Below are 14,839 nucleotides of genomic sequence, written 5' to 3'. Positions count from 1 at the left end.
TTCACATTCATCCCGTGCAGTATGGCAGACAACCAGATCTTACATGCCTGCCTCAAACACAGGAGAATTTACATTATTCCGATTTACTGGCCAGTCAAAACTGCAACAATGCGACGGGAAAAGAAGTGAGCACCACGGAAACAGAAAGGCTAGGTTCCTTATCCTTCGGAATGACTGAGACCGTCTCACCAGTTAATACATTTATGCCTTGGGCACCTACAACAAGATTAGGAGTCTCAATAACCGTTTCATTCCATACTTCAGAACCTAAAGGTAATTTATCAGGAGTGGGTGTGAGCCGTGTGAACCAGCGCGGTGTCACCACTATCAGGGTAATATTGTCTGCATGACGGGCAAAAGCACATACATAATCTGCAAGAGGCCCGGCAGTCGAGAGAGGTAAATAAGCGCCATCCCGGAAAAGCCCAGGCCAGCGTTGGCGACTCTGCAATAATCGCCATGTAAGATACAGCTTGGTACGACCATCTGTCATGCTGTTAAGCAACTGTCTTATTTGTTGCGTTAGCGAGTTTCGAGACATACTGGAATATGCTTCCATTTCTTTGAGTAACTTTTGGCATTGAGAGTAATTGACGGGTCGACGGTTGTCAGGATCTACAAGACTAAAATTCCATATCTCGTTGCCTTGATAGATATCTGGCACACCAGGTACAGTCAGCTTCAGTAAGGTTTGTGACAGCGAGTTAAACATTCCCCAGCGTGCTATACGTTTTTGAAATAGCAGGAAATCAGTAAGAAAGGTATTCTCGGCGGTACTTGATGTGCTTAATAATTTTCGGATAAAAGCTTGCAGCCCATCTTCATACGACGTGTTGGGATTAATCCAACTGGTATATTGCTTCGCTTCACGCACTGCCTTTAACATATAAGCTTCAATGCGCTCAATCAATGCTTCCTGCCTAACCAAATCTGTTTCCTCCAATGGCCATATACCGATCAGAGTTTGATAAATCAAATATTCGTCATTAGCGCTAGGGATTTCTTTGCGGTCGATTAACTGTTTTTTACTCTTATTGAGCCGCCGCCAGCGCATTACCTGTTCATGCCATTCGGCAGGTATTTCAGATAGTACATTGATGCGGGAACGTACATCTTCACTACGTTTGCTGTCATGAGTAGAAGTATTCAGCATGGAATAAGGCCAGCGTTCTCGACGTTTGCCGTTTTCAGCATGAAAAGCTTTTATTGAAGTACCTAGATGGCGAGGATCACCACCTACTTCATTCAAGGAACTCAGAAGATGATACTGATAGAAAGCCGTATCTTCGTAGCCTTTAGCCATGATGGGACTGGAAAATTGTTGATACTTCATGGCAAATGCAGTGATGGCATCAATATAAGGTTGATCTTTACCGATCGCAGCATCGAGCAATAAAACAGAACTGAGAAAATCAAAGACACTCACATCCAGGGTTTGAGTCATTTTCTTGGCGCGCGCCACTGCCCACTCTACATAGCGGCGATCCAGTACAGTCACTTGCCCATCACGAACATAAGTGCGATAAACAGGGAGATAAGCAGTTACCTCGGCAAGTGCATGGCGCAGATTGTTAGTTGTAAAATCGCGTGTATGTGACCGCAATTCACAGATACGGCTCAATTGCCCTGCCATGACATTGAGTTCGCTGGCCATCGCATGTTTCATGATTTGGTGCTTGCTGCGATAAACGAGTTCTTCAAAATCAAGTTGCGAGTGAGTAAATGAACGATAGGTACGTTCCAGTGCTGCTTTTGCGCGAGGATTGACGAACAGACCGTTGATCAGATTACAAAAATCGTACCCCGTAGTGCCGTGAATGGCCCAATCTTCACGCAGCGATTCATGGCTGGCAAGGATTTTCTCCGCCACGATATAAACTGCTTTTTCTCCTTCCATGGAGGGCGATCGCATCGCAACACGATCCTGAAGTCGCTGAAAATATTGCATGGGATCGAATAACCCATCGGGATGATCAATCCGCAACCCATCCACTTTACCTTCAGTAATCAATTCCAGCACGAGCTGGTGAGTGGCTTCGAATACATGACAATCTTCCATGCGTAATGCCGCGAGATCGTTGACATCAAAAAAGCGTCGATAGTTGATCTCATCCGAGGCTACGCGCCAGTTGGCGATACGCCAGGATTGCGTCTCCAGTAACGCATGCAATAAAGTAAAAGAATCAGGATCTTCCAGATTGCCATTATAATCGTTGACCGTATCCGATATCATTTGCTGAACGGGTGCCGAGATATTTACCAATGCTGCAAGACGTCGCTTGAGCAGTTCCTGGTCGCGGTGTCGTTCCAGGATTTTGTCCGGCGAGGTGATTTCCTGTGTTGGGAGGTTATCAAACGCAGTGATCAGACTCGTAAGTTCTTGCAAATCAGGACTATCAACTGGAAGCTGTGCTTTCAACAAGTTCAGGCGATGCTGTAACAATCGCGGATACTCGCGAGGCGTGATGGGTAGCCGGTGCTGGTAATACCATACACTGAAACTACCAACTTCTTCATTAAAGCCGAGGGTTAATTCACCACTTTCCAGCGTATCACCGTACGAACGTTCCAGGATAGGTAATAACACCTTGCCATGCAACTCTTCTTTGAGAGGATTCCAGTCAATATCAAAAAACGGTGCATATACTGAAATGGGGCCATTTTCCAACACGTCAAGCCACCATTGATTATCCGCTCCCATTATTCCCATGTGATTCGGCACCAGATCCAGAATTTGTCCCATGTTATGTGCATGCAGCGCGGCGCAAAAAGCTTCAAATTCTTCCTTTGTACCGATTTCTGGATTGAAGGCATTATGATCAACAATATCATAGCCATGATTGCTACCGGGACGCGCCTTGAGATAGGGTGAGCAATAAATATGACTAATACCCAGGCGAGCCAGATAAGGCACCCATTGCTTGGCTTGCACGAAAGTAAAGTTGCGGTTAAGTTGAAGGCGATAAGTGGAAAGTGGAATTCGCAGGCTTTGTTTTTTCGCGGAAGTTGGCGCGATGCGGATTCTGGGGCGTTCCTGTCTCATCACCGCCGTCATAGCGAGTAAGCGACGATCTGATAGGCAGACTTCAAGATTCACAGGTAACTTGCGCTGCCAGTTAGGATGCTGCGTCGTAGTCGACGGAATATTGATTTGATCGAGTACGCCCAGTATATCTTCAATCTGCACCATCAGTATTTTGGATGGGCTACGGGCAAGATAAACATATACTGCCTGAATAAATTCTGGCGTCGCAGCAGACAATGATACAGGATTGACCGTCACGCCTTCCGGTAGCAATTCAGCTTGTTCCAGCATCAGTAGAAGATGAGCGCGCTCCTTAGCGCGATTAATGACCTGAATTCTGCGGGCTTCGTTAGAACTGAATAATTGCAAATCAGTGCGTAATATGATGTCACGTCCGTCCCAAAAACCTGCCAGAGTCGGCAGATCATGCGTGGTTACCGCTGCAAGCGCCTGTGCAGGATAATTTGCTTGTGCAATAAAATCTCCGCTAGCTTCTTTTTCCAGGATCAGCAGCCGATATGACAATACCCCCAAAGGCGCCAATGCAGCACGTACTTCCTCTGGTACAGTTCCCAGATCTTCACCAATCACCAGGCATTGATTACGCTGGCTTTCTAAAGCCAAAATGCCAAGCAGATCCTCGAAAGGGTACCGCACATAAGCACCTTCGGTAGGTGATACGCCTGCAGGTACCCAGAATTGACGCATCAGTCCCATCACGTGATCAAGACGTAGCGCCCCCGCATGTCGCATGTTGTGCTGTAGGATAGCAATAAAAGGGGCGTAGGCTGCCTCGCGCAGTCGGTCTGGCACAAAGGGAGGCAATCCCCAATTCTGGCCAAGCTGATTATTGAGTTCCGGAGGCGCGCCGATACCTATGCCGATAGCATACAGTGCTTGATTAGACCAAGCTTCGGCACCTCCGATATCCACCGACACTGCTAAGTCGAGATACAGGCCCACACCAAGTTCCAGTTCAAGTGAACGCCATCCTACGGCAGCAAGCTGCAGATCAGCCTGCCATTGCAAATAAACAAAAAAAGTGATGCGATCCTGATATTGTTTTTCAAACTCGCTTACTTCAATCGCTTGAGGATCCCGATAAGCTGCAGGCCAAACCGGCCAACCCCATACCGCAGGATCCTGCTTATGAAAGTGCTCTTGCAGCGCCTCGAATAATGCATGCCGATAAAGCGCTTTGCCCTCACGCTTCTGAAACATCCGGAACTCTTCAGCACGCTTACTATTCAGCGCGAGGTGCTGCTCACAGAAATGACGATATAACATTTCAAGCGCAGGCAGTTTGAGCGCTGCAACCCCTGCATAATCCACTTTGTCGGTTGCCCGCAATCCCTCCAGGCGTATCTGAAATTCAGGAGTGCGCAACATGGCGTGTACTGCTTCACATTCGTGAAAATCAGCAATGGCTTCCACATCAAGATAAAGAATATTGAGAAACAGGCGACTTGAAGGACTGTACGGACTAGCATGCACCGGATTATGTGGAAACAGCGCATGCACAGGGTTGATGCCAATGATATCTGCACCTTGCGATGACCACTGCTCCACCAGGCGTCGCAAATCCGTGAAATCGCCCATTCCCCAATTGCGTTCAGACCGCACCGTGTAAAGTTGGACGGACGGTCCCCAGACGCGGCCGGAATCAGTCACTGCTACCGGCTGATAGCAAACAGCAGGCGCGACAATGATCGATTGCCGCGCAATCATTTCTCCAGCATGCAAAAGTTCCAGGTAATGATATCCCGGCGGCGGCAATTCGGATATTTCAAGCTGCCAGGCTGTGTGATCTACATCACCCACTTCTCGAGTATCCAGTGGTGTCAGTTCCTGCGGATGAAATTGACCAGTTAGGTTTCCGCCGCCTTCCAAAATAAGCCGCCATGTCAATTCTTCATCGGCATACGCATCCGGCAGAACCACACGTACCCAAGGTGTGTTTTGCCGGATCACTGATACGGGTTCAAGTATATGCTGCCAAGGACGTAATTTACGTTCCTCAATGGCGGCAGCGATTTTTTCTGGTGTAGAAATATCAAATCCCATAGCAGTCAGCAGCGCCCGTTGAGTGGCTGGAGAAGTCGCGTGCTGCTGCTCCCAGTTATCAATATAAGCAGGCAAAATATCAGCTAGAGTACTGAGCCCTGCCAGTAACTCTAATTCATCCTTACTACTATTCATTACTATCCTCTAATAAGTACCAGGCTGCCGAAAATGCAGGTAATATGCCAGATGACAGCTGTTGATCGAGATTCTCCACGCTGCCATAAAACATTCTGCCAGATGGCGCAGCAGTCAAATCAGCCGATGCTGCTCCTAGATTAACGTAGACTGTCAACCATGCATCGCTTCCTATTTGCCAGTCAGCGCGCAGCGCATGCGATGCAAACACTTGATAACTGTCGCCATGGGTAATAGCCAACCGCGGAATAATGACTTGCCGCCGTAAAGCCAACAGCTCTCGATACAACATGAGCCATTCCCGATGGGGCGAACATTTCTGTTTCAGCCAATCCAGCCGTGCCAGATCAAAAGTATGTGACGCACAGGGATCTGGAATTGCTTCGCGTGCAGTAAAGTCACGAAAATATTCAAAGTGAGCAAATTCGGCACGTCGCCCTGTTGTTATAGCCTGGGCCAATTCGCCCTTGAATCCACAAAAAAAGGGGAAGGGCTCGCGTGCTCCCCATTCTTCACCCATAAACAACAAGGGTATCGAGGGCGACAATAAAAAAATGATGGTAGCCGCGCGCAATGCTTCGGGTGCAGCCAATCTTACAAGGCGTTCACCTAATGCACGATTACCAATCTGATCGTGATTCTGCAGAAAGGTAACAAAAGCCGAAGGAGGCAGATCAGCGCTTGGTTCACCGCGCGATGTGCCGTGGCGGTAAGCAGAAGTCTCACCTTGATAAGCAAATCCTTCAACCAAACAACGCCCCAGATGGTGGATAGGCTTGTCCGAATAATCAGCATAATAACCATCACGTTCATTGGTCAGCAATACATGATAGGCATGATGTGCATCGTCATTCCATTGAGCATTATAGGCTTGCTTGTTCTGTCCGTGCGTAAGATAGCGCGCTGCATTGTGATCGTTCTCAAGTATAAGGTGAATATGCCGCTCCACACCGATCGTTTCACGTATTGCCCGCGCCAGTTCTTCAAGAATATCAGGTTGATGATGATCGAATATCGCATGCACGGCATCTAGCCGCAGTCCGTCAAGATGATATTCTTCAAGCCAGTAGAGGGCATTGTGAATATAAAAATCGCGCACTATCTGGCTTTCATCGCTATCAAAATTGATAGCTGTACCCCATGGCGTGTGATGCCGCTCAGTAAAAAATTGCGGAGCATACAAGTGCAGGTAATTGCCCTCCGGTCCGAAATGATTATAAACGACATCAAGCAGTACCATCATGCCATGATGATGAGCGCTTTGTATCAGGTGTTTGAAATCGTTGGGCGAGCCATAGATACTGTCTGGCGCAAAAAGCAAGACACCATCATAACCCCAGCTACGGGAACCGGGAAAACCCGCTACTGGCATGAGTTCTATGGCTGTTGCACCGAGTTCAGCCAAGTAATCTAGCTTTTGCTCGATGGCAGCAAAAGTACCTTGCGGAGTAAAAGTGCCGACATGCATTTCATAAATCACCGTTTCTTCCCACGGTCGGCCGCGCCAAGCACTATCTTGCCAGTCGAAAGCCGCGGCGTCGATTACCTCACTTGCTCCATGCACATCATTTGGGTTATAACGCGAAGCAGGGTCAGGCACACAAAGCCCATCATCAATTTGATAACGATATCTGCTACCCGCTTGCGCCAGCTCACTTATCCACTCATGCCACCCAGCTTCTAGTGCTCTCATCGGTACTGGCTCTTCATCATCAAGAAAAAGCTTAATCTGCCGTGCAGCAGGTGCCCAGAGGCGAAAGCGCACCTTACCCTCTGGGGTAAATTGAACGCCAAAGGGCATTGCATGGCTTCGTCTCACAACTTAATCTCCGCGGGTTGTACAGAAGAAAACTCGGGAAACAGTTTGTTATCAACGATCAAACTCAGCATGATCCGCACCGCAGATTCCAGTGCGGCAGATTGCTCGGTAAGAGCGATATCCAGTTCATTCAACATCTTCTCCAGCAGGAATAATTCGAGCAATTTTTGTTCTTGCATCGGCTCGAGCGGATAAATGTAACAACCGGAAATTGCCGTGCGGTAACCGGATAGAAAAGCATCGGTGACAGTCGCCATCCAGTGCTGCGCGCAAGGCTCCAGCCAATCACGATGATCGGGACATTCAGCAAGATAGCGATATTGCACCGATGCCATATGGGTACAAAGCGAATAATATAGCCCTGCAATATCTCTGAGCGGGGATTGTTTGGCACGCCGTATTTCCAGAGGCTGATCCGGATCACCTTCGAAGTCCGTGATAATAAAATCGTTATGAACGATCAATATCTGACCAAGATGATAATTTCCATGAATACGAATCTTATATAACACTGGATCATCTGGCAGCGAATAAGTGACTCGATCCAGCATACGTAGCCGCATGCTGAGCAGATGGCTACACATATCGTGCAATGGTCCGGGCAAATGTGTGAAGAGTTGTTCTAATTTATCAAAAATGGCGATCAGCCTTGCTCGCAGTTGCTCTGCGTGAGCAGTAAGTTCACTTAATGACAAGCGTTCAGGATCAAATGCGGAATTGCCGGTCTTTTGAGATAATGCTTGATGCAACTCAGCTGTACGTTGTCCCAGCGTATTCATCTGTGCCTGATAATCCATGTGCGCATTAGGATCATAGGCCCGGCCAGGCTCTTCGATGCACAGCTTGAAGTAGCGGTTTAAATAATCTTGTGTATAGTTCCCAAAAGAACCCTGGTTTGGCACATAACGATGTAATGTCGCAATAGCAGTAACAGTATCACGAGTCTGGTATTCCACGCTGCCCATCAAAGGCGTAACGCTTGAGCACGGCGATATTTCTGTTAAAAAATGCCCCATCTCCAATTCCGGATTGATACCTGCTTGTACTCGCCGGTAAACTTTCAGGATAGCTTGATTACCGTACACAATGGATGTATTGCTTTGCTCCACGCCAGGTCGAATCACAGTCAATGTTTCAGGCAATTGCGGAAACGCCGAGGTTCTGGAAAATACCATCTCACCCGAAGCAAAAGGAAGGTGCAACTCGGCTACGATGGCATTCAGTAAGAAATGACAGAAAGCATCTTCACCTAAAGCATCATAAAGCATACCTACACGTGCATGTTGCCTGACTTTGGCTAGCATCCATGGTGATAAAGCATGATATTGCTGATCGGCAGCTTCACCCAGCAATAAGCCCACCGGCAGGAAATAAGTCTGGACTATCCCTGTATCAAAGGTGAGATTGATCAGCAACGGCAACCATTCTTTACTTTCTACTGTTTTCCAGATATCTGCCAACTCTAATTCGAGGCGAACAAGAGTTTCCGCCCCTTGCATGAACCAGTGCTGCGTTGAAAGGAAGAGCGGCAAAACTTCAGTTTCCAGCTTTGCACGGGTTTTCCGAGCTAGCACATCACTGACCTTCCCCTTAGGCTTGGACATCAGTGCGTTCAGCAATCCTTCGGGTAATACTAAAACTGGTAGTTCCTCTCGCGGAAGTTTATCCACATGCCATACAGGTGCATCCACATCCATAGCCAATCGGAACCAATAAAAACTGTAGCTTGGCAGACTTAGTAAATAAGGCAGTTCTCCAATAGCAGGGAAAGCAGTCCGTCCCAGCAACTCAACTGGAACACAACCCTTGTATGCCGCAAGATCCAGTTCGACAGGCTGAGCGGTGTTTGCGAGATTGGCTACGCACAGAATTTTTTCGCCCTGATATTCGCGCAGATAGGCGAGTATTTTGCGATTACCCGGATGCAAAAATTTAAGCGTGCCACGACCGAAAGCTTTGTGAATTTTACGGGTAAGAATTAAGCGCTTCATCCAATTTAGTAGTGAATTCGCATTACGGCTTTGAGCTTCCACATTCACTGCTTCATAGCCATACAACGGATCCATCAGAGGCGGCAAATATAATCGCTGCGGATCGGCATGGGAGAAACCAGCATTGCGATCAGGGCTCCATTGCATCGGTGTCCGCACACCATGACGATCACCCAGATAAATGTTGTCACCCATGCCGATTTCATCCCCATAATAAATGATAGGAGAACCCGGCATGGAAAGTAGCAAACTGTTTATCAACTCGATCTTGCTCCGATTGCCTTCCATAAGCGGTGCGAGTCGCCTTCGAATGCCAAGATTAAGCCGCGCACGAGGATCTGTCGCATAAGTCAGATACATGTAATCCCGCTCACGGTCTGTAACCATTTCCAGCGTTAATTCATCATGGTTGCGCAGGAATACAGCCCATTGGCAGTTCTCAGGTATTTCTGGTGTTTGCGCGAGAATCTCAATAATCGGGTGACGATCTTCCTGGGCCACTGCCATGAAGATGCGCGGCATGAGTGGAAAATGAAATGCCATATGACACTCATCTCCATCGCCAAAATATTCATAGACATCTTCCGGCCACTGATTGGCTTCGGCGAGAAATACCCGATTGGTGTAATGCCGATCCAGCTCTGCGCGCAGATACTTGATGACAGCATGAGTTTCGGGAAGATTTTCATTGCTGGTACCTTCACGCTCGCACAGGTAAGGAATGGCATCCAGCCGCATCCCATCTACGCCCATGTCGAACCAGAATCTCATAGCACGCAATACTGCTTTAATGACATGTGGATGAGCAAAATTGAGATCAGGTTGATGAGAAAAAAATCGATGCCAGTAATACGCCTTTGCTGTTTCATCCCATGTCCAGTTAGATTTTTCCGTATCAGTAAAAATGATGCGTGTACCTTCATATTTCTTGGCGGTATCGCTCCAGACATAATAATTCCTTTTGGTAGAGCTGGGCGGCGCTATACGGGCTGCCTGGAACCAGGGATGTTGATCCGACGTATGATTAATGACTAATTCAGTGATGACTCTGAGATCGCGCTTATGGGCTTCTTGTAGAAAGAGACGGAAATCAGCTATCGTGCCGTAATCAGGATGAATACCGCTATAATCAGCAATATCGTAACCATCATCCCGCAGAGGCGATGGATAAAATGGCAACAGCCAAAGTGTGTTGACTCCAAGTCCTTTCAAATAATCCAGCTTAGAGGTCAACCCGGTGAAGTCTCCAATCCCATCACCGTTACTATCACAGTAAGTACGCACATGTAATTGATAAATGATGGCATCTTTGTACCAGAAAGTATCTTCCTCGATATGCATAAATTTTTTTATCACTCATTCATTAGCGCATAGGTGGTCCGGTTAGTTACCGTAACGAGCAATCATTGGTTGGTCAAGTTATTAAAGAAAATGTAAGGTGATGCCATACACATAAAGACTTATTGCTGACTCGTTAACTTTAACGATGTGTCAACTATCAAAACTCGGCTTTAGCATTGCAAAATCAAAGCACCTAAGGCATAGCTCATCAAAAATGATAGTGCGCACCAATTCCGAGATACTGAACCGCTTCTTTATTGAACTGACCCGTAGGAGAGTTGCCATTATAATACTCTATCAAAAATTGAAGCCTGCGATTAAAAGCACCAAAATTATCAAATTGAACGCCGGCTCTGGCAGACACATCCAACCGCCAGTTGTTCTGTTCGAAATTCTTAAAGTCAACGGCCAGTATAGGTCTCATGGCTGCAAAATTAATCCGCCACGGGCTTCTGAATTCAATTCCGTATTGAACTGACCAAGGCTTAATCGTAGATGGGTTCTTATGAAAAATTCCTCCTCCTCCACCATAGATTCGTACTCCATAAGGTAGCTCCTGCGAGAACCTAAGATCTGCGCCTTCATAGCTGAGATTAATACGTTCTAGACGAGTTCTTAACAGAAACTCATCGCCAAGATGTGAGCTTTGATGATAAATCCGGGCGAAAGCAGAGAGCTGGCCTTTTCGCATACTTGAATAGGCAGAAGCAATAAAGTCCGTATTGATTAAATCGGAAGAACGCGCATCGAGATTGAAGTCACTAAAAACCCCAGCTTGTAAACCGGCTTCCCATTGAATAGTCGATTGACCTAGATTAGCTCGATAAAATGGGATAGTTTCACCAAAACTCACTGATCCGTTATTATTCCCATCAAGATTATCGCCCACATAGTTACGATAAGCGGCTGAAAAATGCGCCCAGCGCGGATCAGCTAACAGAGGTTTGAATAGATGCCCTGCGGGTAGAAAACCTGTAGGCAGAGCTGTTGAGTCTGATACAAATGGACTTGCAGAACTTGCAGGAGTACCTTCCTCAGTGGGTGGCGAAGTAATAGCCGCACTTCTTTGCTGATTATCGGTTTCTAGCAACTTTACGCTGTTTACTCCAGGAATTTCAGATAACATCTTCAAAATTTGAGCACGATCTTTTGATGACAGTTGCGGTACCGATAACGTAATAATCCCATTTCGCACAATTAATGAGGATAAGTCCAGCTTGAAATCACGTTTAAGAATCCCGGTTGCATAGCCCGCAATATACGAATCATTGGGTATCACATCGCTATAGCTAGGTGCTACTAGAAATAAAGAGATTACAGGGAAAACAAGAAGCCGCACAGAATTCATTATTTTCTCCTTAATTTTATTGCCAGAAATACTACTTTCTATTCTGAAACAGACTGATAAAATTTTACTGCCAGCTTAATCGGAAAGGAGTCAATATTACTTCCTGTCATTATCAATTTTTTCTCTTATTTCAGAAGTCTTATCTTTACTTGAATCGTAAACTTCTTTTACACGGTGTTCGGCCTTTCGCTGCAGACATTCAAGATCACCTTCAGCACAGGTTACTTCTTCTGCACGATTTACGGACTTGTCGACTTGCTTGCCATTCTTGCCTGCCTCCGTTTTTTCATTGAGTGATTCATCAGCAAGTCCTGGCTGAGAAAATGATAAAAACATGGTCAACATGATGAATATAAATCGTTTCATTTTATATCTCCTGTACGCTTAGAATGAATCTCACTAATACAGACACGAACAAACTGCATACCTAACTTTTCCGCTTTGCTATCCTTCGGTAAAGAATGAAGGCTCCTCTTTACATAGGCAGATTTCTATCGCGATACTCAAGTTGCTCATACCGGTAAATACCTATTAACCAAGTATTTCAACCGCAGCAACAAGAGTAAAAATAGTGTTAGATTAAGCATGGCCAATCGGTTAGTGAACGAAGTAAAGCCACGACTAATTGAATTTTTCTGGTATTGCAACGTCCCATTCAGGATCACGCAAACCTAAATCAACAAAAGCCACGACTAATTGAATTTTTCTGGTATTGCAACACTTATTGAGTGAACCTGTCTATTAGACAGGTCACATAATTGGAATAGATAAGAGTAACTAGTTTCACTCATCCCGCAGGAATGAGGTCAAAACAATATTGGTATTTAGCAAGTTCATGAATACAGGATATAAACTAGAATGTTCTGATATTCACTATTAGCAAAACAAATAAATATGCAGTTTGTTGTTGTAAAGTAAGTAGTTCGAGCTTCAGCTGTGAGCTGTAAAGTTTGCTCATCAGCTTAAAGATCACTCAAGCCTAGCGAAATAGCCGAGCATTATTTCATGAAGCTAACTAAGAAGATATTTAATAAAAACATAATTAATCCAAGTACTAGCCAGTTTTTTCCTGCTCTTTTTGCATCGGGATGATCTTTTCTAAAGTAGGTATAACCCATGGCTATGCCTACAATGGGAAAAATTATCGTACCGATAATGATGGCGATATTTAGTCCAACTGAAACCACTGGTTTTTCACTATCTGAAACATGCGATGGATTTCTCTTGCCCACCTGCAGAGAATCATGCGCCTTAGTCTCACTTTGAATGACTGACTCATTGCTGATGTACTGATTCGTACCCACGTCTGGTTGAGGATTACTTAACAAACTTTCATGACAGTTGATACAAAATTCCGCATGATCCGAATTTTCTGTTCCGCATTTTGGACAACGCATAATAAAGTCCTTGTAATGATATTTTATAAAATGATTTACTGTAAAACTAGCTACGGCTTAAAGCAGCGTCAGACATTGAATTCATATTATCATTTACTGCAAAGACAATGAAATACGCTAAAAGAAAAATTGGATCGGCGTGCTATCAGAGGGTTAAATAACGCATATTTCATCAAGGATGCTAACAATGTATCTGATGCTCAATTGCAATTAAAAATAAAATACGCTATGAAATACTTAAACTACTTGTCCGGCTGCGTAACCCGACGACCAAGCCCACTGAAAATTAAATCCACCCAAATGACCGGTAACATCCACCACTTCCCCGATAAAGTATAGGCCTCGTATATGCTTGCACTCCATCGTCTTGGATGATAATTCATGCGTATTAACACCCCCCAGCGTGACTTCTGCTTTTTTATAACCCACCGTTCCACTCGGAACAATTTGCCAATCGTGAAGCTTATCTGCAAGGTGGCTTAATTCATTATTACGATAATGATTCATGGGCTTTTCAGTCACGGATAGCTGAGCGAGCATTACTGAGCACCATACTTGCACAAAACGTTTCGGTAGATAACGGGCCAGCAGATTTGGTAACGTCACAGTGCTTTGTCTATATGTTAAAAAAATTTGCTGTGCATTTTGCTGGGGCAGCAAATTGATATGAAGCGGTTCACCAGGTTGCCAATAAGAGGAAATCTGCAAAATTGCGGGACCACTTAAGCCACGGTGAGTAAATAATATATTTTCATGAAATGAAGTACCCCTGCAACTGACCTCAGCATCAAGCGCCACCCCTGAAATATTTTTAAAACCAATAAAATCTTCAGCAGAAAAAGTTAAGCCCACCAATCCCGGACGCAAAGGCGTTACACGAATACCAAATTGATGAGCAATTTGATACCCCAATGCACTGGCACCAATTTGAGGAATTGACAAACCACCCGTGGCAATTACTAGTGAACCTGCTGTAATAGTATTGCGTTCTGTTGTTAGTATGAATTTTTGCTTGGTATATGGCGTTTCTTCATCGGCTGAAACATACTCAACATGCCTGACTTGAGAAGGCATTTGCCAATCCACACCCGCGATTGCACATTCATGCTGCAACATATCAATGATTTGCTGTGAGCTATCATCACAAAACAATTGCCCTAATTTCTTCTCATGGTACCGAATGCGGTGTTTCTCAATCAGTGCAATAAAATCCTGAGGTGTGAAACGAGCAAGGGCGGAACGGCAAAAGTGAGGGTTACCGGAAAGAAAATTTTCCGCCTTGGTATGGCGATTGGTAAAGTTACAATGACCGCCACCGGAAATACGGATTTTCTCTGCCAATTTTCGGGCATGGTCGATCAGTAATACGCTGCGTCTGCGTTTGCCAGCTTCCATCGCACACATCATACCTGCCGCGCCTGAGCCTATGATGACGACATCTTTGGAGAGCTTTCTCAAGATTATTGATCACGATGAATATATCAATATTTCTTTACAGGGCACATTCTTAGTTGAACACCATATCCCAATAAGTCGATATCATCATGACAATAAATAGAAAAAGCGACAGACCAATGCGTATGCTCAAGGACTTGACCATACGTGTTGAACTCCCCTTATCTTTGTACATGTAATACAACGCTGAGCCTAAGCTATATAATATGATAAGAAATAATATGGCTGCGAAGATTTTCAATGGCTTGCCCCTACGAGAAGTTT

Annotated in this window: 8 protein-coding genes; all 8 read right to left on the bottom strand. The window is 45.4% G+C overall.

Features of this window, described 5'->3' with window-relative positions; genetic code table 11:
* Window positions 1-94: 94 nt before the first annotated feature.
* Complete coding sequence (locus tag BM021_RS06845) at window positions 95-5,224, bottom strand: malto-oligosyltrehalose synthase (RefSeq protein ID WP_090720218.1); 5,130 nt, start codon at window positions 5,222-5,224, stop codon at window positions 95-97.
* Entirely contained in the window at window positions 5,217-7,043 is a 1,827-nt protein-coding gene (gene treZ / locus BM021_RS06840) for a malto-oligosyltrehalose trehalohydrolase (RefSeq protein ID WP_090720216.1), read from the bottom strand. The genes BM021_RS06845 and treZ overlap by 8 nt, the downstream gene beginning before the upstream one ends.
* The gene (gene treS / locus BM021_RS06835) at window positions 7,040-10,375 is read right to left on the bottom strand and encodes a maltose alpha-D-glucosyltransferase (RefSeq protein ID WP_090720214.1); all 3,336 of its coding nucleotides are present in this window, start codon (window positions 10,373-10,375) and stop codon (window positions 7,040-7,042) included. The genes treZ and treS overlap by 4 nt, the downstream gene beginning before the upstream one ends.
* 208 nt (window positions 10,376-10,583) lie before the next feature.
* The gene (locus tag BM021_RS06830; RefSeq protein WP_090720212.1) at window positions 10,584-11,723 is read right to left on the bottom strand and encodes a DUF1207 domain-containing protein; all 1,140 of its coding nucleotides are present in this window, start codon (window positions 11,721-11,723) and stop codon (window positions 10,584-10,586) included.
* 96 nt (window positions 11,724-11,819) lie between these two features.
* Window positions 11,820-12,089, bottom strand: coding sequence for a hypothetical protein (locus BM021_RS06825; RefSeq protein ID WP_090720210.1), 270 nt, complete (start codon window positions 12,087-12,089; stop codon window positions 11,820-11,822).
* Between the two features lie 632 nt (window positions 12,090-12,721).
* Complete coding sequence (locus BM021_RS06820; protein WP_090720208.1) at window positions 12,722-13,120, bottom strand: zinc-ribbon domain-containing protein; 399 nt, start codon at window positions 13,118-13,120, stop codon at window positions 12,722-12,724.
* A gap of 237 nt (window positions 13,121-13,357) precedes the next feature.
* Window positions 13,358-14,527, bottom strand: a complete 1,170-nt coding sequence (locus BM021_RS06815; protein WP_218147827.1) for a BaiN/RdsA family NAD(P)/FAD-dependent oxidoreductase — start codon at window positions 14,525-14,527, stop codon at window positions 13,358-13,360.
* Between the two features lie 100 nt (window positions 14,528-14,627).
* Window positions 14,628-14,816 (bottom strand): twin transmembrane helix small protein, encoded by a 189-nt coding sequence (locus tag BM021_RS06810; protein ID WP_090720204.1) that lies wholly within the window; start codon window positions 14,814-14,816, stop codon window positions 14,628-14,630.
* Between the last annotated feature and the right edge of the window lie 23 nt (window positions 14,817-14,839).

The sequence above is a fragment of the Nitrosomonas sp. Nm166 genome, assembly GCF_900112825.1.
Taxonomy (GTDB): domain Bacteria; phylum Pseudomonadota; class Gammaproteobacteria; order Burkholderiales; family Nitrosomonadaceae; genus Nitrosomonas.
This window is presented reverse-complemented; position numbering and strand designations above follow the sequence as displayed.

Bases quoted from the DNA above. Each gene is read 5' to 3' on its own strand.
- BM021_RS06845 (WP_090720218.1), bottom strand. From the start codon at position 5,224: ATGAATAGTAGTAAGGATGAATTAGAGTTACTGGCAGGGCTCAGTACT.
- treS (WP_090720214.1), bottom strand. From the start codon at position 10,375: ATGCATATCGAGGAAGATACTTTCTGGTACAAAGATGCCATCATTTAT.
- BM021_RS06830 (WP_090720212.1), bottom strand. From the start codon at position 11,723: ATGAATTCTGTGCGGCTTCTTGTTTTCCCTGTAATCTCTTTATTTCTA.
- BM021_RS06825 (WP_090720210.1), bottom strand. From the start codon at position 12,089: ATGAAACGATTTATATTCATCATGTTGACCATGTTTTTATCATTTTCT.
- BM021_RS06820 (WP_090720208.1), bottom strand. From the start codon at position 13,120: ATGCGTTGTCCAAAATGCGGAACAGAAAATTCGGATCATGCGGAATTT.
- BM021_RS06815 (WP_218147827.1), bottom strand. From the start codon at position 14,527: ATGATGTGTGCGATGGAAGCTGGCAAACGCAGACGCAGCGTATTACTG.